Origin of the sequence: Streptomyces sp. NPDC017225, from assembly GCF_044331465.1 — a bacterium.
In the GTDB taxonomy this organism is placed as follows: domain Bacteria; phylum Actinomycetota; class Actinomycetes; order Streptomycetales; family Streptomycetaceae; genus Streptomyces.
The window spans coordinates 77,883-99,027 of record NZ_JBIRNE010000016.1; the positions used below are offsets into that span (position 1 = coordinate 77,883).

Here is a 21,145-nt window from a genome sequence, read left to right on the forward strand (position 1 = left end):
CGTCGGCCAGTGCCGCGCCCGGATCAGCCGCGCCTGCGGCGGGCGGCGAGCAGGGCGCCGCCGCCCGCCAGGACCAGGGCCGCGGCGCCGGCCGCGACGTACGGGGTCGCCGAGCTGCCGCCCGTCTCGGCCAGGCCGGCCTCGGTGCGGGCGCCCTGGGCCCGCGCACCGGCCACCGGCTCCGCGGCCGGACCGGCGTCCTGTCCCGCGTCCTGTCGGGCGGGCGGCGCCTCGGCCTCCGGGGCCGCCGGGGACTCGCAGGTCGCCTTCGCCAGGGTCAGGGTGCCGTCGACCTCGGCGACGTTCAGGTCGAAGGGGTTGACGGAGACCTCGAGTTCGAGCGCGGTGGCGGCGGCCGTACGGGAAGTGGTCCCGGTCTTCGAGAGGTCCAGCCGCACCTCGCCGACGCCGGGCACCTTCACCTCCGTCGTCCCGCCGGTGGTGAGCGTGACCTTCTTCCCGAGGACCGTCACCGCGCCCAGCAGGTTCGCCTCGGCGACCGGCTTCTTCCCGGCCTCGCAGGTCGCCGTGGAGGTGACCTGTTCGACCTCGATCACCGACAGCAGCGGCAGGCCGGGGACGTGCAGCTCGGCGCGGGCCAGCTCGGTGCGGCCCTCGCTCTTTTCCGCGGTCGCCGTCGCCCCCGCGTCGGCCACGTCGGCCCGCAGGACGCTGAAGGGCTTGCCGCCGTCGACGCCGTCCAGCTCGGCGGTCAGCGCGGTCTTCCGGGCGCTCTCGGGCGCCCGCACCTCGTTGAGGGTGACCGCGAGCGGGACGTTCACGGTCTTGTTGAGCAGGGACACGTCGAGCCCGGTGCGCAGGACGGTGGCGCTCGCGCTGCCGTGGTCGCCGGTCGCGTGGGCGGTGCCCGCGCCGGCCAGGGCGGCGGGCCCGGCGGCGAGGGCGGTGGCCGCCGCGACGGTGACGAGGCGGCGTGCGGGCATGCGGAAGGTGTTGCCGTTCAAGGTGGTGGGACCCCCGGTGAGACATACGTGCGGGACACGCACGAGCGAGACGCTCGAGACCCGGACAGGATGTCCCCGCGCCCGCCGAACCGTCAGCGATCCGAGGGCACTTCATCCCTTCGTGGCGTTTTCGCCAGCCTTTTCGAATGTGTCGGTACGGGTGTTCCCCGGCCTCACCCGCGTCGGCTAACCGACGACCCGCCCGTTCAGCACCACCCGGCGCGGAGCGGCGAGCACACGCACGTCCGCGCGCGGGTCCTCGTCGAACACCACCAGGTCCGCCGGCGCGCCCTCGTCCAGGCCGGGGCGGCCGAGCCAGCGCCGGGCGGCCCAGGTCGTCGCGGCGAGGGCCTCGACGGGCGGGAAGCCGGCGGTGACCAGTTCCCCGACCTCCGCCGCCGCCAGGCCGTGGGCCAGGGACCCGCCCGCGTCGGTGCCGACGAAGACCGGGATACCGGCGTCGTAGGCGCTGCGCACGGTGTCGTAGCGGCGTTCGTGGAGCCGGCGCATATGGGCCGACCAGCGCGGGAAGCGGGACTCGCCGCCGTCGGCGAGCGCCGGGAAGGTGGCGATGTTGACGAGGGTGGGCACGATGGCGACGCCCCGCTCCGCGAAGAGCGGGATCGTGTCGTCGGTGAGGCCCGTGGCGTGCTCGACGCAGTCGATGCCGGCCTCGACCAGGTCGCGCAGGGAGTCCTCGGCGAAGCAGTGCGCGGTGACGCGGGCGCCCAGGCGGTGGGCCTCGGCGATCGCGGCCTCGACGGCGCCGCGCGGCCAGCAGGCGGACAGGTCGCCGAGGCCGCGGTCGATCCAGTCGCCGACCAGCTTCACCCAGCCGTCGCCGCGCCGGGCCTCCTGGGCGACGTACGCGACGAGGTCCTCGGGCTCGACCTCCCAGGCGTAGTCGCGGATGTAGCGGCGCGTGCGGGCGATGTGCCGGCCCGCCCGGATGATCTTCGGGAGGTCCTCGCGGTCGTCGATCCAGCGGGTGTCGGAGGGCGAACCCGCGTCGCGGATGAGGAGGGTGCCCGCCTCACGGTCGGTCAGCGCCTGCTTCTCGGCGACGTCCTGGGGGACGGCACCGTGCTGGTCCAGGCCGACGTGGCAGTGCGCGTCGACCAGGCCGGGCAGCGCCCAGCCCTCGACGGTACGGATGTCGGCGGCGCCGGCGGGGCGGTCGTAGGAGACCCTGCCGTCGATCACCCACAACTCGTCGCGGACGTCCTCGTCCCGCGGTCCGACGAGCACCCGACCCTTCACGTGCAGCACCGTGCGATCGCTCATGCCACGCACCTTAGACCGGCCCCCCGGGGTGTTCGAGGGCCCGGTCACCGGCCGCCGTCGCGAGCGGCCGCGCGGGCTCGGAGTTCGGTCGCGTACCCGGCGGCGACGGCGCTCCCGGCGGCGGTGAGGGCGAGGACGGCGATGCCGGGGTTGACGTAGCCGGGGACGTCGTCGGAGGCGTAGCCGTCGCCGTCGGCGGTCTCGCAGTCGAAGCGCAGGGGCAGGTAGGAGACCGAGTAGTCGACGATCCGCCCGGACAGCTCCGGGTGCTCGCTCGTGCGGCAGGGCGGCAGCGGCGCGGAGCCCGTGCCGCCGTCCTCCGCCTGGATGACCGCCCCCGCCACGCACAGCGCCCCCCACACGTACAGCAGGGCGGCTCCCGCGCCGGCGCACCCCGCCAGTGCGCGGAACCCCGCACCGGCGCGGGCGGGAGCGGCCCCGGGCGACGTGGGAACGGCGCCCTCGGGGACGCCTCGGGGGTACGTGCCGCCGTGGCGGCCGAGGACGACGGCCGTCACCACCGCGACGAGGATGAGCAGCAGGAGAACGAGCACAGGGGCGAGTTCATCACCCCAACGATCATGTCGGCTATGGCGGAAGCCACGATTCCGGGCGTGGGGGTGTCGCAACGGATGGCCTCCGGCGCGAGTGGCGGCGGGGGGCATGGTTACTCTCGATTCCGTACGTGCCGTACACCTGCCCGTGAGCGAAGAGAGCACCACCGTGACCCATCCCTTCCTGGACCTCGCCCCCCTGAGCGCCGGCTCCTTCGCCGCGATCGAGGACCGGGTCGCGCGCCTGCTCGGCACCGGCCAGGACGTCGTGATCATGCAGGGCGAGGCGCTGCTGCCGCTGGAGGGCGCGATCCGCGGCGCCGCGGGACCGGGCACCGTCGCGCTGAACGTCATCACGGGGCCGTACGGGCAGACCTTCGGGAACTGGCTGCGGGACTGCGGCGCGACCGTGCACGACCTCGCCGTGCCGTTCCACACGGCCGTGTCGGCCGAGCGGGTCCGCGCGGCCCTCGCCGAGCACCCGGAGATCGACTTCGTGTCCCTGGTGCACGCCGAGGCGGCGACCGGGAACACCAACCCGGTCGCGGAGATCGGCGAGGTGGTGCGGGCGCACGGCGCGCTCTTCTACCTGGACGCCGTGGCCTCCGTGGGCGCCGAGCCGGTGCTGCCGGACGCGTGGGGCGTGGACCTGTGCGTCATCGGGGCGCAGAAGGCGATGGGCGGTCCGGCCGGTGTGTCGGCCGTGTCGGTGAGCGAGCGGGCGTGGGCGCGGATGGCGGCGAACCCCGGGGCGCCGCGCCGGTCGTACCTGTCCCTGCTGGACTGGAAGGAGCGCTGGATCGACGGCGGGCGCAAGGCGCTGCTGCACGCGCCGGCGCAGTTGGAGATGCTCGCGCTCCAGGCGTGCGTGGAGCGCGTCGAGGCGGAGGGTCTCGGGACGGTGATGGCGCGGCACGCGTCGGCCGCGGCGGCCACCCGGGCCGGCGCGCTCGCGCTCGGCGGCCTGGAACCGTACGTGTACGAGGCGAAGGACGCGGCGCCGGTCGCGACGACGCTGCGGGCGCCGTCGGACGTCGACGCGTCCGAGCTGGTGGCCCGGGCGCTGGCGTCCGATCCGGCGCTGCCGCTGGCGGCGGGCGGGGGCGCGCTGGCCGGGGAGATGATCCGCGTCAACCACTACGGCCCGGACGCGACGCGAGGGGCCGTGCAGGGCTGCCTGGCGGCACTGGGTGCCGCGCTGGCCGAGAGGGGCCTGAAGGCCGATCTGGAGGCGGCCCGCCGGGCCGTCGAGGACGCCTGGGGCGGGCCGGCCGGCCCCGGCCTTTCGGTCGCGTGAATTCAGAGAATTACCGAAGCTCACACAAACAGAATTAAGTAATTACTCTCAGCACAGCTTCCCGTATTCTTCTGCCCGCTTTCCGGGGACCTAAACACAAAGATTTCACGAACCTCAACCCTCGCATTTCGGGCACGTCTCGCACGGGTTACGCGATTGTGACCCGATCCACATGCTGCCCGCTTTGCGGCGTATGACCCGGTCAAACCCTCACAGATCGCCGCCTCCTCGCGTGGTGGCACGCGCCCGCGTGATAACACATGACGCCTTCATACGTAACCCCATCCGGCGATGCAATTTTGAATTTCTCTGGGTAAATTCAATTTGCATGACTGCCGCGCAAGCAGACCTGCAAATCGACCGTCCGAGAGTGGCCGACGGGGCCGCTCTGTGGCGGATAGCGAGGGATTCCGAGGTCCTCGACCTGAACTCGTCCTACAGCTATCTGCTCTGGTGCCGGGACTTCGCCGCCACGTCGGCCGTCGCCCGCGACGGGCACGGTGTGCCGGTCGGCTTCGTCACCGGCTACATACGGCCGGACCGGCCGGACACCCTGCTCGTGTGGCAGGTGGCGGTGGACCATGCGTACCGTGGACGGAGGCTCGCGGCTCTCCTGCTCGACGGACTGGCCGCCCGGACCGTCGCGGAACGCGGGATCACCACCGTGGAGACCACCATCTCACCCGACAACACCGCGTCCCAGCGACTGTTCACCTCGTTCGCCGAGCGGCACGGCGCCCGGCTGGAGCGCGAGGTGCTGTTCGACACGGAGCTGTTCCCCGACGGGCCGCACGAGCCCGAGGTCCTGTACCGCATCGGTCCCCTGCCCGCAGCCGCCGGCTGACCGACCGGCTTCCCGGACGACCCGGCACCCCTGGCCGTCCGGCCCCGAGACTTCCCGGCCGGGACCGCACCGGTCCCCCGGATCCGTACGACCTTCCTCTCCCACCCTCACCCAACGAGGAGCGATTCGTCGTGACCATCACCCAGCCCGACCTCAGCGTCTTCGAGACCGTCGAGTCCGAGGTGCGCAGCTACTGCCGCGGCTGGCCCACCGTCTTCGACCGCGCGCTCGGCAGCCGCATGTACGACGAGGACGGCCACGAGTACCTCGACTTCTTCGCCGGAGCGGGCTCGCTCAACTACGGGCACAACAACGCCGTTCTGAAACGCGCGCTGATCGACTACCTGGAGCGGGACGGCGTCACGCACGGTCTCGACATGTCGACCACCGCCAAGCGCCGCTTCCTGGAGACGTTCCAGAACCTGGTGCTGCGGCCGCGCGACCTGCCGTACAAGGTCATGTTCCCGGGCCCGACGGGCACCAACGCCGTGGAGTCCGCGCTGAAGCTGGCGCGGAAGGTGAAGGGGCGCGAGTCGATCGTGTCGTTCACCAACGCCTTCCACGGCATGTCCCTGGGCTCGCTCGCCGTGACCGGCAACGCCTTCAAGCGGGCCGGCGCCGGCATCCCGCTGGTGCACGGCACGCCGATGCCGTTCGACAACTACTTCGACGGCACCGTCGAGGACTTCCTGTGGTTCGAGCGGCTGCTGGAGGACCAGGGCTCCGGTCTCAACAAGCCGGCCGCAGTGATCGTCGAGACCGTGCAGGGCGAGGGCGGCATCAACGTCGCCCGGGCCGAGTGGCTGCGCGCCCTGTCCGAGCTGTGCAAGCGCCAGGACATGCTGCTCATCGTCGACGACATCCAGATGGGCTGCGGCCGTACCGGCGCCTTCTTCTCCTTCGAGGAGGCGGGCATCACGCCGGACATCGTCACCGTCTCCAAGTCGATCAGCGGCTACGGCATGCCCATGGCCCTGACCCTGTTCAAGCCCGAACTGGACGTCTGGGAGCCGGGCGAGCACAACGGCACCTTCCGCGGCAACAACCCGGCCTTCGTCACGGCGACCGCCACCCTGGAGGCCTACTGGGCCGACGGGTCGGCGATGGAGAAGCAGACCCGCAAGCGCGGCGAGCAGGTCGAACAGCACATGATCGCCATCACCGAGGAGAACCTCGCCGACGTCAAGGAGTACCGGGGCCGCGGCCTGGTCTGGGGCCTGGAGTTCCACGACAAGGCCCGCGCGGGGAAGATCGCGGCGCGCGCCTTCGAACTCGGGCTGCTGATCGAGACGTCCGGCCCCGAGAGCGAGGTCGTCAAGCTGCTCCCGGCGCTCACCATCACGCCCGACGAGCTGGACGAGGGCATGAAGACCCTCGCCCGGGCCGTGCGCGAGACCGCCTGACACCCTCGGCGCCGCCTGACAGCACCGTACTTCCGGCGCCTTCGGCCCCCGCGGCCGAGGGCGCCGGGGACCCTTGCACACCCTTCACCTAGGAGGCATCGCAACACCGTGATCGTCCGTTCGTTCAAGGAGATCGAAGGCACCGACCGGCACGTGAAGTCGGCGTCCGGCACCTGGGAGAGCAAGCGCATCGTCCTGGCCAAGGAGAAGGTCGGCTTCTCCGTCCACGAGACGATTCTGTACGCGGGTACGGAGACGTCGATGTGGTACGCGAACCACATCGAGGCCGTCGTCTGCACCAAGGGCGACGCCGAGCTGACCGACCGCGAGACGGGGAAGACGTACCACATCACGCCTGGCACCATGTATCTCCTCAACGGCCATGAGCGGCACACGCTCAAGGTCAAGGAGGACTTCCACTGCATCTGCGTGTTCAACCCGCCCGTGACCGGACGGGAGGATCACGACGAGAACGGCGTCTACCCGCTGCTCACCGAGGAGGTGTGAGTCACCGTGACCACGACCACGACCACGAACGTCACCGACCTCTATCCCACCCGCGGCGCCACCGAGGTGGCGACTCCCCGGCAGGACCCGGTCGTCTGGGGCTCCCCGGACGCCCCCGGTCCGGTCGCGCCCGGTGACCTGAGGTCCCTCGAGCGCGACGGCTTCCTCGCCATCGACCAGCTCATCGGACCGGACGAGGTCGACGTCTACCGGCGCGAGCTGGAGCGGCTCACCACCGACCCGGCCGTCCGCGCGGACGAGCGCTCGATCGTCGAGCCGCAGTCCCAGGAGATCCGGTCCGTCTTCGAGGTGCACAGGATCAGCGAGGTCTTCGCGAAGCTCGTGCGTGACGAGCGGGTGGTCGGGCGGGCCCGGCAGATCCTCGGCTCGGACGTCTACGTCCACCAGTCGCGGATCAACGTCAAGCCGGGCTTCGGGGCCAGCGGCTTCTACTGGCACTCGGACTTCGAGACCTGGCACGCCGAGGACGGCCTGCCGAACATGCGTACGATCTCCGTATCGATCGCGCTCACCGAGAACTACGACACCAACGGCGGTCTCATGATCATGCCGGGGTCGCACAAGACGTTCCTCGGGTGCGCGGGGGCCACGCCGAAGGACAACTACAAGAGGTCCCTGCAGATGCAGGACGCGGGGATCCCGTCCGACGAGGCGCTGACGAAGATGGCCTCGGAGTACGGCGTCAAGCTGTTCACCGGCAAGGCCGGCTCGGCGACCTGGTTCGACTGCAACTGCATGCACGGATCGGGCGACAACATCACGCCGTTCCCACGCAGCAACGTGTTCATCGTCTTCAACAGCGTGGAGAACACGGCGGTCGAGCCGTTCGCGGCACCGATCCGGCGGCCGGAGTTCATCGGCGCGCGGGACTTCACACCGGTGAAGTGACCCGCGTCTGAGCCCGGGCAGGGGCCTTTTCGTGTGGGACGGCAGGCCCCTGCCCGATACTGTCCCGGACCGGCGGGCTCAGCCCGCCAGCACGTCCAGCAGCCGGTCGACGTCCGCCGCGGTGTTGTACAGGTGGAACGCGGCCCGCAGACTGCCCGCCCGGTCGGAGACCTGCACGCCGGCCCGGCCCAGCTCGTCCTGCCGGTGGCCCAGTCCGGGCACCGACACGATCGCGGATCCCGGCGCGGGCACCGGCTCGTGCCCCAGGGAGCCCAGTCCGTCCCGATACCGGTCGGCGAGGGCGGTGTCGTGGGCGTGCACGGTGTCCACGCCCAGTTCCTCGATCAGGGCCAGGGAGTGCCGGGCGCCCGTGTAGGAGAAGAGGGCCGGGCTCTCGTCGAAGCGCCGGGCGGAGTGCGCGAGTTCCTCGACGGGGCCGTAGCAGCTGTCCCAGGGCCGCTCGCCCGACGCCCACCCCGCGAACAACGGCGTCAGCCCACCGAAGTCCTCCGGTACGACGAGGAAGGCGACGCCGCGCGGGCAGAGCACCCACTTGTAGCCGACGGCGGCCACGAAGTCGAAGTCGCCGGCGGCCAGCGGCAGCCACCCGTTGGACTGCGAGGCGTCGATCAGCGTCCGCGCCCCGTGCGCCCGGGCGGCGTCCCGCAGCGTCGCGAGATCGGCGATCCGGCCGTCGGCGGACTGGACGGCGCTGACCGCGACGAGCGCGGTCCGAGGGCCCACCGACTCGGCGACGCGCTCCAGCGGCACGCCGCGCACCTTCAGGTCGCCGCGCGTGTGCAGCGGGTTCACCAGGGAACTGAAGTCGGCCTCGGCGGTGAGGACCTCGGCGCCCGCGGGCAACGAGGCGGCGACGAGCCCGCTGAAGGTGGCGACCGACGCGCCCGCCGCGACCCGGGTGGCGGGCACCCCCAGGAGCCGGGCGATGGCGGACCGGCTCGCCTCGACGTCGGCGAACATGTCGAGCGGCTGGCCCTCCGCCGCGGACGCCGCCGCGTCACGCATCGCGACGAGACTCCGGGCGGGGAGCAGGCCGGTACTTGCGGTGTTCAGGTACGTGGTCTTCGGGGCGAACTCGGCGCGGACGAGGTTCTCGAAGCTCTCCATGGCATCACTGTGCGGCCCCGGCACCTCCCCGTCCATCGCGCATTTCTGCGCGGTTCCTCCAAGCAGGGCTTATGTAAGGGCCCTCACCTGGGGTTCTCGGCCCCCGGCACCGCGCACCCGTCGGGACCGCACGCCTCGGCACCCCCGTCGTCGATCAGCTTCAGGGGCGTGCGCTCGCCCCAGGCCTGGGTCAGCGCCTGGGCGAAGACCTCCGCGGGCTGGGCGCCGGAGACGCCGTACGCCCGGTCCAGCACGAAGAACGGCACGCCCGTGGCGCCGAGCTGCGCGGCCTCCCGCTCGTCGGCGCGCACCTCGTCGGCGTAGGCGGCGGGGTCGGCGAGCACCTCGCGGGCGGCGTCCGCGTCCAGGCCCGCGGCGACGGCCAGCTCCACGAGCCGCTCGTCGTCGGCGAAGACGGAACGCTCCTCGGCGAAGTTGGCCCGGTAGAGCGCGTCCAGCAGCGCCTCCTGCCGGCCCCGTTCCCCGGCGAGGTGCAGCAGCCGGTGCATGTCGAAGGTGCTGCCGTGGTCACGGCCCCGGGTGCGGTAGTCCAGGCCCTCGGCGGCGGCCTGCGCGCCCAGGTTGTCCTCACCGGCCCGCGCCTGCTCCTCGCTCATGCCGTACTTCGCGGTGAGCATCGTCAGCACGGACTGGACGTCGTCCTTGGCCCGCCCGGGATCCAGTTCGAAGGACCGGTGGACCACCTCGACGCCCTCACGGTGCGGGAAGGCCGCCAGCGCCTTCTCGAAGCGGGCCTTCCCCACGTAGCACCACGGGCAGGCGATGTCGCTCCAGATCTCGACGCGCATGTCTCGGCTCTTCTCCAGGTCGTACGGGTACGGAGGCGCTCTCCGCCTCGCACGTGAACGTCCGGGCGGCGGGCCTCATTCCCCCGGTACGTCATTCCCCCGGCACGTCGAAGCGCAGGAACAGGTGGTGGTCCCCCTCGGCGGGCGGGTTCTCCGGGTCGGGGAGCCAGCCCCGGCGGGCGTAGAAGGCCTGGGCGCGCCGGTTGTCGGTGTGTACGTCCAGGACGGCCGTCCGTCTGCCGTCGGCGCGCCACTGTTCGACGCAGGCCGTGTGCAGGGCGGTGCCGATGCCGGAGCGCCAGTGGCCGGGGTCGACGTGGAACTGGAACAGCTTGACCGTGTCCGCCGGGCCGTCGTCCGGGACGCGGAAGGAGGCGATGCCCACGAGGGCGCCCCGTTCCACGGCGCAGAGCACCTGCCCGTCGGGCCGTTCGGCGGCGGTACGCCAGACGGACACCCAGTCGAAGCCGTCGTCGGGGAGTCCGTCCGGGTAGTACGTCGCCCGGGCCCGGGCGTGCAGGGCGGCGACGGTCTCGGCCTCCACGGGCAGGGCGGTGCGGATCACCCGGCTTCCGGTCACACGTTCGCTGATCACGCGATGCAGGACGCGGAAGCCGGGGCCTCCGGTTGCGTCAGCCGCCGTCGCGCAGGTCCGCGGGCGAGGACGGCCGGAACTCCAGGTGGTCGTAGGTCACCACGCACCCCTCCCCCGTCGGTGCCTGGGCCAGGAAGCCGACCAGGGCCGCGCCGGTCTCCTTCTCGTCGCCCAGGGTGAACAGCCGGACGAAGGTCCAGCGCTCACCGTCGAGGGAGGCGTGGAAGGCGAAGGCCCGTCCGGTCCGGCTGACCCGCAGCCAGACGGAACTTCCGTCCACCGGGAAGGAGTTGCAGTCGTCGGAGTGCCCCCGGGTGACCACCGTGCAGACGGTGGGCACGTCCGGGGAGTACTCCAGGCACAGCTTGGCCCAGGCCCGGTCGCCGACGTGGACGTAGAGCACCCCGGCGTCGAAGGCGCCGTTGAACCCGACCGTGACGCGGGCGATCAGCTGGAAGTCGCCGTCGGGAGCGCCCAGCAGCCGGGGCGCGTCGGAGGCGGGCTCCAGTGCCTCACCGGTGGGCGGCACGAACCGGTCCTGCCGGGGTCCGGCCGTGCCCGTGAGCACTCCGTCCCCGTAGGTCCAGCCGCCGTCGGGGCCGTGGGGGCGGAGGGGGAAGGGCAGTTCGGGGATTTCGAGATCCATGGCCTATCGCTCCAGAATCCCGTTGAACCGGCGAGGCAGCCCCAGCGGGTTCCCGTCCCGCAGCTCCGCGGGGAGCAACGCCTCCGGCGTGTTCTGGTAGGCGACCGGCCGCAGCCACCGCTCGATCGCGGTACCGCCCACCGACGTGGACGTCGAGGTCGTGGCCGGGTACGGCCCCCCGTGCTGCTGAGCCGCGGCCACGGCGACGCCCGTGGGCCAGCCGTTGACCAGCACCCGTCCCGCGAGCGGCGTCAGCTCCGCGAGGATCTCCGCCCCGCGGCCCTCGCCGGCCGCCTCCTCGGCGGAGAGCTGCACGGTCGCCGTGAGGTTGCCCGGCAGCCGGGACAGCACGCCCCGGATCTCGGACTCGTCCTCGTAGCGGGCCACCACGGTGACCGGTCCGAAGCACTCCTCCAAAAGCAGGTCGTGCTCGCCCCGGGCCGCCAGCCGCCCGGCCGGCACGGTGAGGAAGCCGGCGGCGACGGTGTGCTCGCCGCCCGAGCCCGGCGTCACCGGGGAGTCCACGTCGGGCAGCGCCGCGCGCTCGGCGACGCCGGCGACGAAGTTGTCCCGCATGCGGTGGTCGAGCAGTACGCCGGCGTCGGTGTCGCTGACCGCGTCCGTGAGGGACTTGACCAGGCCGTCGCCGGCGGCGCCCGTCGGCACCAGGACCAGGCCGGGCTTCACGCAGAACTGGCCGACGCCCAGGGTCATCGAACCGGCCAGCCCCGCGCCGATCGCCTCCGCCCGCTCGGTGGCCGCCGCCTCGGTGACGACGACCGGGTTCAGCGAGCCCAGCTCGCCGTGGAAGGGGATGGGGACGGCACGGGCCGCCGCCGCGTCGAACAGCGCGCGGCCACCGCGTACGGACCCGGTGAAGCCGGCCGCCGCGACCAGCGGGTGCCTGATCAGTTCGACGCCCGCCTCGAAGCCGTGCACCAGGCCGAGGACGCCGTCCGGGAGGCCGTGCCGGTCGGCGGCCCGGCGCAGCACCTTGGCGACCAGCTCGGACAGGGCCGGGTGGTCGGGGTGCGCCTTGACGACGACCGGGCAGCCGGCCGCGAGCGCGCTCGCGGTGTCGCCGCCGGGGACGGAGAAGGCGAAGGGGAAGTTGGAGGCCGAGTAGACGGCGACGACCCCGAGGGGCACCTTGTAGCGGCGCAGGTCCGGGATGGGCGGGGTGGCGGTGTCGTCGGGGTGGTTGACGACCACGCCGAGGAACTCGCCCTCGTCGACGATGTCGGCGAAGGCCCGCAGCTGGTAGCAGGTGCGGGCGAGTTCGCCGGTGAGCCGGACCGGGCCGAGCGCGGTCTCCGCGTCGGCCACCTCGACGAGGGTGCTCTCGGCCGCCTTCAGCTCGTCGGCGGCGGTACGCAGGAAGGCCGCGCGGACGCTCCGGTCGGCGAGGGCGTCCCGGGCGGCGTGCGCGGCGCGGACAGCGGCGTCCACCTCCTGGGCCGAGGCTTCCACCGCGACCTGTTCACGCTGCTTCCCGGTACGGGGGTCGACACTCCAGACTGGTGCTGCTGCCACCGCGGGTCCCTTCACATGCTCTGCGTCGGACGTGCTCTGCATCGGAGGCGTTCGGTCCCGACTCGTTCGATATACTGAACGCTGTCTCTGATGATGAATATGCTGTTGGAGACTATATCTTCAGCTTCCCGTCGAACGAAGGGGTCAAGGCGATGTCTGCTGTCGAGACGGGGGGCGGAGCGCAGGTCAAGTCCGCGGTACGGACGGTCGAGCTGCTCGAGTACTTCGCCGGGCGCCCCGGTATGCACTCCCTCGCGTCGGTCCAGGAGGCCGTCGGTTATCCCAAGTCGAGTCTCTACATGCTGCTGCGCACGCTGGTGGAGCTGGGCTGGGTGGAGACGGACGCCACGGGCACGCGGTACGGCATCGGCGTGCGGGCGCTGCTGGTCGGCACGTCGTACATCGACGGCGACGAGGTGGTCGCGGCGGCGCGGCCCACGCTGGACCGGCTCTCCGACGACACCACGGAGACCATCCACCTCGCGCGCCTGGACGGCACGAACGTCGTCTACCTGGCCACCCGGCAGTCGCAGCACTACCTGCGGCCCTTCACCCGGGTCGGCCGCCGGCTGCCCGCGCACTCGACGTCGCTGGGCAAGGCGCTGCTGAGCACGTACACCGACGAGCAGGTCCGCAAGATGCTGCCCGAGACGCTGCCCGCGCTGACCGAGCACACCATCACCGACCGGGAGCGGCTCATCGGGGAGCTGCGCCAGGTGCGGGAGCAGGGCTTCGCCGTGGACCGCGAGGAGAACACGCTGGGGCTGCGCTGCTTCGGCGTGGCGGTCCCCTACCGCACGCCCGCGCGGGACGCGATCAGCTGCTCGGTGCCGGTGGCGCGGCTGACGCCCGCGCACGAGCAGATGGTGAAGGACGCGCTGTTCGACGCGCGGGACCGGCTGACCCTGGCCACGCGTAGGCTCTGACCCATGCACATCGCTCTGCGCGAGGTTCACGACAGCGATCTGCCCGTCTTCTTCCGGCAGATGAACGACCCGGAGGCCCTGCGCATGGCGGCCTTCACCCCCGAGGATCCGGCCGACCGGGAAGCCTTCGAGGCCCACTGGAGGAAGATCCGGGCCTCGGTCGACGTCGTACGGACGATCCTGGGCGACGGTGACGTCATCGGCAGCGCGGCGGTGTACGGGGAGCCGGGCGAGCGCGAGGTGACGTACTGGGTGGACCGCGCCTACTGGGGCCGGGGCGTGGCCACGGCGGCGCTGCGGGTGCTGCTGACCGAGGTGCGGGACCGCCCGCTGTACGCGCGGGCGGCGGCGGACAACACCGGGTCGCGGCGTGTCCTGGAGAAGTGCGGCTTCGTGACGAGCGCCAGCGCCCGGGGATTCGCCCCGGCCCGGGGCGAGGAGATCGACGAGGTCGTCCTCCACCTCGCGGGCTGACCCGCTCCGCCGCGCGGCGGAGGCGGATCGTCGGTGCGCAGGACGTGCCGGAGGCCTTCGCGCGGGAGCGTGGAGGCATGACGCAGACGCTCGCATCCGCTCCCGCCGCCCCGGCCGCCCCGCCCCCTGGGCCCACTCGGACCCGGGGGCTGCTGTGTGCGGTGGCAGTCGTCGCCTGCCTGCCGTATCTCGGGCTCAAGGTCGCCTGGATCGCGGGGAGTCACGCCGGGATCCCGGACGGCAGCGTGCTGCTGGACCACCGCGTCGCCATGGCGGTGGGCAACGGGCTCACCCTGCTGCTGGACAGCTGCGTGATCGTACTGGCGCTGGTACTGAGCCGGCCGTGGGGCCTGCGGGTGCCCGCGCGGCCGCTGGCCTTCCCGGTGTGGGTCGCCACGGGACTGCTCGCGCCGATCATGGCCGGGTTCCCGTCGCAGCTCCTGGTGCGGGCGCTCGGCGGCGACACCGCGACGTCGTCCGGCCCGGGGCCCGAACCCTTCCTCCACTCGTGGGTGTTCGCGGTGGTGTACACCGGGTTCATCGTGCAGGGACTCGCCCTCGGAACGCTGTTCGTGCTCTACGCGCGTGACCGCTGGGGACATCTGTGGCACGGACGGGTGTGGGAGCTGCCGGTCGCCGTCGTCGGGACGCCGTACAAGGCGGTCGCCGTCGCCGCGGCGGTCCTCGCCCCGTTCCCGCTCGCCGTCCGGCTGTACTGGGCGTGCGGCGGCACGGCGGGGCTCGGGGCGGCCACCGACCGCACCGGTGACTTCCGGGTGCTGGAGGGCATGCACGTCGCCTTCCTCCTGGCGGCCGTCGTCGCCACCCTGCTGCTCGCCTTCCGCCGCGCCCGGGTCCTGCCGGTCACGGTGCCCCTCGCCACGACCTGGGTCTGTTCCGGAGCCGCTGCCTGCTGGGGCGGCTGGTCACTGCTCGCCGCGCTGATGCCGTCCGACGATCCCGCCGGGCGCCCCGTACCGCTGATGACGCTCACCTACGCTGGCCAGATGACCGTCGGTCTCCTCCTCGCCTCAGTCGGCGCCCACTTCCTCGCCCGGCGGTCGGCCACCGCCCGCACCCGGCCGTGACCGCGCTCGCCCGGTTCCTGTTCGGCCGGCGGGCACGTCTGCGGTGGATCCACCTGATCCTCGGCGGCGCGCTCGCCATGCCGTACGTGCTGGTCGGTTCGGTCGTCGTCGGCCCGGTCACCGGGGGCGCGGACGTCTTCCGGTCCCTCACCCCGCAACTGGCCTCGTTCGCCTTCGGGTTGCCGCTCGCCGCCGTCACCTCGCTGTTCCCGCTGACCCGGCCCCTGGAGTCCGGGGTCGTGCGGTGGCTGTGCGGCGTGGCCGCCGACCGGCTCGCGTACGGGCCCGCCCGGACGAAGGGCGAGAAGGGGCGTACGGCGGCCTGGTTCACGCTGCACCTGGGGGCCGGCGGGATCATCGCCGGGATGTCGCTGGCGGTGCCGCCGTTCGCGGCCGCGCTGATCGCGCTGCCCTTCGTACCGGCGCTGCGCGACGACCGGACGGGGCTGCCCGGTGTCCTCCACCACTCCTGGGCGCTCGCGCTCGCGCCGGTCGCGGGGGCCGCGATGCTGGTCGCCCTCGCCGGATGCGCCGCCGGGTGCGGCGCGCTGCTGGCCCGTTGGGCGCCCGCGCTGCTGGGCCCGTCCCCCGAGGACCGGGTCGCGGCGGCCGAGGCACGCGCCGCCGGCCTCGCCGTCCGCAACCGGCTCGCGCGCGAACTGCACGACAGTGTCGGTCACGCCCTGAGCGCGGTCACCCTCCAGGCGAGCGCGGCCCGCCGGCTCCTGGACACCGACCCGGAGTTCGTCCGCGAGGCCCTCGCCGCGATCGAGGACACCACCCGCCGTACGGTCGGCGAACTCGACGCCGTACTGGGCGTACTGCGGGACGGCGACGCGCCCGGCACCGCGCCGGCACCGACGCTCGCCGCCGACCTCGACGGCCTGCTGCGCCGCACCCGTGCGGCCGGACTGCGGGTGACGGCCACCGTCGCCGCCGACCCGCGGGCGCTGCCGCCGCTGGTCTCCCGCGAGGCGTACCGCATCGTGCAGGAGGGGCTGAGCAACGCGCTCAGGCACGGGGGCGGGCAGGTCGCCGTGGCCCTGCGCGTCGAGGTGCTGGACGATCAGCTGCGGATCACCGTCACGAACCCGCTCGGTGAGGCCGGCGGGGCCCGCGCTCCGCGCCCCGGCGGCGGCCACGGCCTGCGGGGCATCACCGACCGGGCCCGCCTGCTGGGCGGCGCGGCGGATGCGGACGGCGCCGGAGGGACGTGGCGGCTCCACGTACGGCTGCCGCTGAGGGGCACCGCGTGACCGGCCCGGGGAAGACCGTACGATCCGCCCGGAGGCGGCCGTGCGCCCCGCCACAAGGAGAAGGCCGGGGGCCCGCCGTGCCGAGGGGCCGTGCGACCCGCCGTAAGGAGACCGTGTGACCCGCTCGCGGAGGACCCCATGACCCGCCCGCCCGTCCGGATCGTCCTCGCCGACGACGAGCGCATGGTGCGCACCGCCCTGCGCGCCATCCTCTCCGCCGAACCGGACCTGGAGATCGCCGGAGAGGCGGCCACCGGGGCCGAGGCCGTCTCCGTCGTGCGGGAGACCCTGCCGGACGTGGTCCTGATGGACGTCCGCATGCCCGGGACCGACGGCATCCGCGCCACCGAGCAGATCCTCGCCACGCTCGCCCAGCCGCCCCGCGTCGTGGTCGTGACCACCTTCGAGAACGACTCCTACGTCTACGACGCGCTGCGCGCCGGGGCCGCCGGCTTCCTGCTCAAGCGCGTCGACGCCGACACCCTCGTCCAGTCCGTACGGCTGGTGGCGCACAGCGACACCCTGCTGTTCCCGTCGGCGGTACGGAGGCTGGCGGCCGAGCACACGCGCGCGAACCCCGACCCGCCCGCCTGGGCGGCGCGGCTCACGGAACGCGAGGGCGAGGTGCTGCGGCTGATGGCGACCGGGCTGACCAACGCGGAGATCGCCGAGCGCATACGGGTGGGGCCCGCCACGGTGAAGACCCACGTCGCGTCGGTGCTGGCCAAGACCGGCACCCGGGACCGCACCCAGGCGGTCATCCGGGCCTACGAGGCGGGCTTCACCAAGCCGGGCCCGTGACTCCGGTCCCGTGATCCCGCGACATCGGTTCATATGAATGGAAGATGAGAAAACGGGGCGCATGGGAACGATTCGCTCCCGCCCGTTCGTCCTGTCAGCGGGATGAACAAGACGATCAGGCGCGCTTCGGTCTTCACGCTGCTCCTGGTGTTCGCTCTGCTGGTCAGGGCGACCTGGGTGCAGTTCTACGACGGCCGGGCACTCGCGGACGACAAGGAAAACCGGCGCAACGCGATCGAGACGTACGCGGAGCCGCTGGGGAACATCATCGTGGCCGGCCGGTCGGTCACCGGCTCGGCGCCCACGGAGGGGGGTGACCTCGCCCACAAGCGCACGTACGACAAGGGCAAGCTGTACGCGGCGGTGACGGGCTACGCCTCGCAGGCGTACGCGCCCACGCAGTTGGAGGGCATCTACCAGGACCTGCTCAACGGCACCGATCCCCGGTTGAAGACGGTGATGGACACGGTCACCGGCACACGGGCCGAGCCGGGCAACGTGGTCACGACGATCGACCCGGACGTGCAGAAGGCCGGGTTCGAGGCGCTGGGCGAGACCAAGGGCGCCGCCGTCGCGATCGACCCGAAGACGGGCAGGATCCTGTCGGTCGTGTCGACCCCGTCGTACGACCCGAGCTCGCTGACCGACGCCAACACCGCCGGTGAGGCGTGGGAGAGGCTCACCGGGGACCCGGACAAGCCGCTGACCAACCGCGCGCTGCGCCAGCCGCTGCCGCCGGGCTCGACCTTCAAGCTGGTCGTGGCGGCCGCCGCGCTGGAGGACGGGCTGTACGGGTCGGTGGACGAGAGGACCGACAGCCCGGACCCGTACACGCTGCCGGGCACCGTGACGGACCTGACCAACGAGAATCCGAACGCCCCCTGCGAGAACGCCACGATCCGCACCGCGCTGCAGTACTCGTGCAACAACGTCTTCGCGAAGATGGCCGTCGACCTCGGGCAGGACACGCTGCGGGCCACGGCCGAGAGGTTCGGCTTCAACGACGAGACGCAGGACGTTCCGGTGCGGGCCTACACCAGCGTGTACCCGAAGGACATGAACGAGTCGTCGACGGCCCTGACGGGCATCGGCCAGTTCGACGTGACGGCGACCCCGCTGCAGATGGCGATGGTGTCGGCGGCCCTCGCCAACGGCGGCGAGCTGGTCTCGCCGCACATGGTGTCGCAGATCACCGACAGCGGCGGCGACGTCCTGGAGGACTACGGCGACACCGGCTCGAAGCGGATCGTCAGCTCCTCCACCGCCGAGCAGCTCCAGTCGGCCATGGAGACCGTCGTCGACAAGGGCACGGGGTCGAACGCGCAGATCTCCGGCGCGACCGTGGGCGGCAAGACGGGCACGGCCCAGCACGGCGAGAACAACAGCAAGACCCCGTACGCCTGGTTCACCTCGTACGCCAAGTCCGGCTCGTCGGACAAGGAGGTCGCCGTGGCGGTCATCATCGAGCAGTCCGACGCGGCCCGCTCCGAGGTCAGCGGCAACGGCCTGGCGGCCCCGGTGGCCAAGGCGATGATGGAGGCGGCGCTCAGGAGCTGACCCTCCCGGACGGGTTCGGTCTGTCACACGGCGTTCGACGCACCGCACGGGCGGTGCGCCGGACGCTGCTACAGTGCCGGATTCCGGCCCGGCGCACGGCTGTTCGACGTCGGGGAAGCCGCTGCGAGGAGAGTCCGCCCGTGGGGACAGTCGTCGACGACGCCGCCTCGGCGGAGTTCCACGCCTTCTTCGAGCGCCACTACGCCGAACTCTCCCGGCTCGCCCACCTGCTGACGGGCGAGCCGGACGCCGCCGACGACCTCGCGGCGGACGCCCTGCTGGCCCTGTGGCACCGCTGGGACCGGGTCCGCGCGGCGGACCATCCGGTGGCGTACGCGCGCGGTGTCGTCGCCAACCTCGCCCGCACCCGTATCCGCGGCGCCGTGCGCGAGCGCAGGCGGGTCGCCCTGTTCTGGTCGCAGCGGGAGGAGAGGACGGAGATCCCGGACGTCCCGGGTGTGGTGGACGTCCAGGAGGCGCTGCGCCGGCTGCCGTTCCGCAAGCGGGCGTGCGTGGTGCTGCGCCACGCGTTCGACCTCTCCGAGAAGGACACGGCGCTCGCCCTGGGCGTCTCGGTGGGTACGGTGAAGAGCCAGACCTCGAAGGGAATGGCCGAACTGCAGCGGTTGCTCGGCACCCAGGCGGCCCCGAAGCAGGTGCACACGGCGATCGCGCGCAGCGGTGAGACCGCGGGAGGGAACCGATGACCGGGCAGCGGGACCGGGACGAGGAGCTGCGCGCCCGGCTGCGCGAGGCGGCCGCAGCGCACGAGCCCGACCGGGCGCGCGTCCTGGCCCGGGTCGAGCGCGGCATGGCGGGCCGGGGCCAGGACCGCGCCGGGCACCACCGGGCGACCCGTCCGCCGCTGCTGGGCTGGGCACGGGTGGCCGGCGCCACGGCCGCGGTGGCAGGAGTCCTGGCGGTCGGCGGCTACGCGGTCGCGTCCGCGGTCAGGGACGACGCTTCGCCGCAGCGCTCGGTGGCCACCTCGCCGACTCCCGCGCCGTCGCCTCGGGCCAGTACGAGCCGGGCGCCCGCCCCGCCGGCCGACCCGGCGCCGAGCACCGTGCCCGAGTCCGAGGAGGCCCCGCGGCCCCCGGCGTCCTCCCGGCCACCGACCGCACCCGGCACCGGGACCGCGTCCGCCGAACCCCCCGCCTTCGCCGTCGAGGACGGCCCGCTGTGGTCGGACGGCTCGGTGGACCCGCACAGCAACGACTTCTGGGCCCAGAGCAACGTCACCCTGAAGACCGGTGAGCCGCTGACCGCGCTCACCGTGGAGCTCAGGGTGGCGCAGACCGGCGGGGTCTCCTCCACCGGCGCCTGGCGGTCGCTGCCGGAGGACGACTTCACGTTCACGGTGGAGGAGCGGGACGGTTTCCTCGTCCACCGGTGGACGCTCGAACGGGGCCGCACGGTCCCGGCGGGCGAGTGGGTGTTCGCCGGCCAGTACGACCACGAGCGCGGCGGCCGGGACGCGGGCGGCGACAGCTACGCCGCGAAGGCCACCGCCGGGTCCGGCCGGCTGGTGGTGCAGGGCGACTTCGCGCCCCGCGACGGCGGTTCGTGAAAGAGATCCGAGGACACGGCAACCCTTTCTTCCCCAGTGGCGACCAGGAAGCGGAAGATCCTCTCCCCACGCAAGGAACATGGGCATGACTGCACGAGCCGAACAGCGCGTCCGCCACCGCCGCCGGGTCACCAAGCGGCGGGCGGTGATCGCCGGAACCGCTGCCTTCGGCCTCACCGGAGCGGCGATCGTCACCACGACGATGCTGTCCACCGCCGGTGCCGCCTCGTCCTGGCCCACGGACACCGGCAGCGAGCCCGTCTCGTCGACGATCCCGGTCAAGGGGACGTACGACGGCGGGATGAAGAAGTTCTACGGCACCGGAGCGCTGGGCGGCGACAGCCAGGACGAGGGCCAGGACCCGGTCTTCGAACTGGCGGACGGCGCCACGCTGAAGAACGTCGTCATCGGCACTCCCGCCGCCGACGGCGTCCACTGCAAGGGCTCCTGCACGCTCCAGAACGTGTGGTGGCTGGACGTCGGCGAGGACGCCGCCAGCTTCAAGGGCACGTCACCCTCGGCGGTCTACAAGGTGTACGGCGGCGGCGCGAGGAACGCCGACGACAAGGTGCTCCAGTTCAACGGCGCGGGCAAGCTCGTCGTCTCGAAGTTCCGGGTCGAGAACTTCGGCAAGCTGGTGCGCTCCTGCGGCAACTGCGGGAAACAGTACCGGCGCACGATCATCATCGACGACGTGGACGTCACCGCGCCCGGCAAGTCGATCGTCGGCGTCAACCAGAACTACGGCGACACGGCGGCCCTGCGGAACGTCCGCGTCCACGGCGACGGCGGGAAGAAGATCGAGACCTGCGTCCGCTTCGAGGGCAACAGCTCCGGCAAGGAGCCCAGGAAGCTCTCCCCGGTCGGCCCGTACGGCAGGACGTGCGACTTCACCGGCGCGGACATCGCTTACGAGTGACCGCCCGGGCGCGCCCCGACGCACCCCTGAGCCACCGGCCCGCCCCCCGGGCCGGTACGTGCCGTCCGAGCCCCCCTCGG

Annotated in this window: 22 protein-coding genes; 14 read left to right on the top strand and 8 right to left on the bottom strand. The window is 72.7% G+C overall.

The features are described from left to right. Positions 1-23: 23 nt before the first annotated feature. From ACH4NX_RS29070 to ACH4NX_RS29080, 3 genes are all read right to left on the bottom strand, one after another. Positions 24-965, bottom strand: coding sequence for an SCO1860 family LAETG-anchored protein (locus tag ACH4NX_RS29070; RefSeq protein ID WP_351399303.1), 942 nt, complete (start codon positions 963-965; stop codon positions 24-26). 186 nt (positions 966-1,151) lie between these two features. Then, positions 1,152-2,249, bottom strand: a complete 1,098-nt coding sequence (locus ACH4NX_RS29075) for an amidohydrolase family protein (RefSeq protein ID WP_398129380.1) — start codon at positions 2,247-2,249, stop codon at positions 1,152-1,154. Positions 2,250-2,293: 44 nt separating this feature from the next. Continuing rightward, entirely contained in the window at positions 2,294-2,803 is a 510-nt protein-coding gene (locus ACH4NX_RS29080; protein WP_351399307.1) for a hypothetical protein, read from the bottom strand. 169 nt (positions 2,804-2,972) lie between these two features. Between ACH4NX_RS29080 and ACH4NX_RS29085 the strand changes: the two genes are divergently transcribed. The 5 genes from ACH4NX_RS29085 to thpD all read left to right on the top strand — a co-directional run bounded on the left by ACH4NX_RS29085 (position 2,973) and on the right by thpD (position 7,763). Further along, entirely contained in the window at positions 2,973-4,100 is a 1,128-nt protein-coding gene (locus tag ACH4NX_RS29085; RefSeq protein ID WP_351399329.1) for an aminotransferase class V-fold PLP-dependent enzyme, read from the top strand. A gap of 328 nt (positions 4,101-4,428) precedes the next feature. Continuing rightward, on the top strand, positions 4,429-4,944 hold the full coding sequence (gene ectA / locus ACH4NX_RS29090) for a diaminobutyrate acetyltransferase (protein WP_398129381.1): 516 nt from the start codon (positions 4,429-4,431) through the stop codon (positions 4,942-4,944). 131 nt (positions 4,945-5,075) lie between these two features. Further along, entirely contained in the window at positions 5,076-6,347 is a 1,272-nt protein-coding gene (gene ectB / locus ACH4NX_RS29095) for a diaminobutyrate--2-oxoglutarate transaminase (RefSeq protein WP_351399310.1), read from the top strand. 108 nt (positions 6,348-6,455) lie between these two features. Further along, complete coding sequence (locus ACH4NX_RS29100; protein WP_043374438.1) at positions 6,456-6,854, top strand: ectoine synthase; 399 nt, start codon at positions 6,456-6,458, stop codon at positions 6,852-6,854. Positions 6,855-6,860: 6 nt separating this feature from the next. Further along, positions 6,861-7,763 carry an ectoine hydroxylase gene (thpD, locus tag ACH4NX_RS29105; RefSeq protein ID WP_351399312.1) on the top strand — a complete coding sequence of 301 codons (903 nt, stop codon included), beginning with the start codon at positions 6,861-6,863 and terminating at the stop codon, positions 7,761-7,763. A gap of 78 nt (positions 7,764-7,841) precedes the next feature. Here the strand turns inward: thpD and ACH4NX_RS29110 are convergent, their stop codons facing one another. The 5 genes from ACH4NX_RS29110 to ACH4NX_RS29130 all read right to left on the bottom strand — a co-directional run bounded on the left by ACH4NX_RS29110 (position 7,842) and on the right by ACH4NX_RS29130 (position 12,474). Then, entirely contained in the window at positions 7,842-8,927 is a 1,086-nt protein-coding gene (locus ACH4NX_RS29110; protein WP_398129382.1) for an aminotransferase class V-fold PLP-dependent enzyme, read from the bottom strand. Positions 8,928-8,974: 47 nt separating this feature from the next. After that, a complete protein-coding gene (locus tag ACH4NX_RS29115; protein WP_398129383.1) occupies positions 8,975-9,700 on the bottom strand; it encodes a DsbA family oxidoreductase in 726 nt (241 codons plus the stop codon). A 91-nt stretch (positions 9,701-9,791) separates the two neighbouring features. Then, positions 9,792-10,295, bottom strand: coding sequence for a GNAT family N-acetyltransferase (locus tag ACH4NX_RS29120; RefSeq protein WP_351401483.1), 504 nt, complete (start codon positions 10,293-10,295; stop codon positions 9,792-9,794). 37 nt (positions 10,296-10,332) lie between these two features. Further along, complete coding sequence (locus ACH4NX_RS29125; protein ID WP_351401485.1) at positions 10,333-10,941, bottom strand: DUF1349 domain-containing protein; 609 nt, start codon at positions 10,939-10,941, stop codon at positions 10,333-10,335. A 3-nt stretch (positions 10,942-10,944) separates the two neighbouring features. Next, complete coding sequence (locus ACH4NX_RS29130; RefSeq protein ID WP_398129384.1) at positions 10,945-12,474, bottom strand: aldehyde dehydrogenase (NADP(+)); 1,530 nt, start codon at positions 12,472-12,474, stop codon at positions 10,945-10,947. A 152-nt stretch (positions 12,475-12,626) separates the two neighbouring features. On the opposite strand from ACH4NX_RS29130, the gene ACH4NX_RS29135 reads away from it, so the two are divergent. From ACH4NX_RS29135 to ACH4NX_RS29175, 9 genes are all read left to right on the top strand, one after another. After that, positions 12,627-13,400: an IclR family transcriptional regulator gene (locus tag ACH4NX_RS29135; protein WP_351401490.1), complete on the top strand. Its 774-nt coding sequence runs from the start codon at positions 12,627-12,629 to the stop codon at positions 13,398-13,400. A 3-nt stretch (positions 13,401-13,403) separates the two neighbouring features. After that, positions 13,404-13,874 (top strand): GNAT family N-acetyltransferase, encoded by a 471-nt coding sequence (locus tag ACH4NX_RS29140; RefSeq protein WP_351401492.1) that lies wholly within the window; start codon positions 13,404-13,406, stop codon positions 13,872-13,874. 77 nt (positions 13,875-13,951) lie between these two features. Further along, entirely contained in the window at positions 13,952-14,962 is a 1,011-nt protein-coding gene (locus tag ACH4NX_RS29145) for a hypothetical protein (protein ID WP_398129385.1), read from the top strand. After that, the gene (locus ACH4NX_RS29150; RefSeq protein ID WP_398129386.1) at positions 14,959-16,218 is read left to right on the top strand and encodes a sensor histidine kinase; all 1,260 of its coding nucleotides are present in this window, start codon (positions 14,959-14,961) and stop codon (positions 16,216-16,218) included. Before ACH4NX_RS29145 ends, ACH4NX_RS29150 begins: the two co-directional genes overlap by 4 nt. Positions 16,219-16,356: 138 nt before the next feature. Further along, positions 16,357-17,019 carry a response regulator gene (locus tag ACH4NX_RS29155; protein WP_398129387.1) on the top strand — a complete coding sequence of 221 codons (663 nt, stop codon included), beginning with the start codon at positions 16,357-16,359 and terminating at the stop codon, positions 17,017-17,019. Positions 17,020-17,121: 102 nt separating this feature from the next. Beyond that, complete coding sequence (locus tag ACH4NX_RS29160; RefSeq protein WP_398129388.1) at positions 17,122-18,576, top strand: peptidoglycan D,D-transpeptidase FtsI family protein; 1,455 nt, start codon at positions 17,122-17,124, stop codon at positions 18,574-18,576. Between the two features lie 140 nt (positions 18,577-18,716). Beyond that, the gene (locus tag ACH4NX_RS29165; RefSeq protein WP_398129389.1) at positions 18,717-19,283 is read left to right on the top strand and encodes a SigE family RNA polymerase sigma factor; all 567 of its coding nucleotides are present in this window, start codon (positions 18,717-18,719) and stop codon (positions 19,281-19,283) included. Continuing rightward, a complete protein-coding gene (locus ACH4NX_RS29170) occupies positions 19,280-20,146 on the top strand; it encodes a hypothetical protein (RefSeq protein WP_398129390.1) in 867 nt (288 codons plus the stop codon). Before ACH4NX_RS29165 ends, ACH4NX_RS29170 begins: the two co-directional genes overlap by 4 nt. 85 nt (positions 20,147-20,231) lie before the next feature. After that, entirely contained in the window at positions 20,232-21,065 is an 834-nt protein-coding gene (locus ACH4NX_RS29175; protein ID WP_351401507.1) for a pectate lyase, read from the top strand. Positions 21,066-21,145 lie beyond the last annotated feature (80 nt).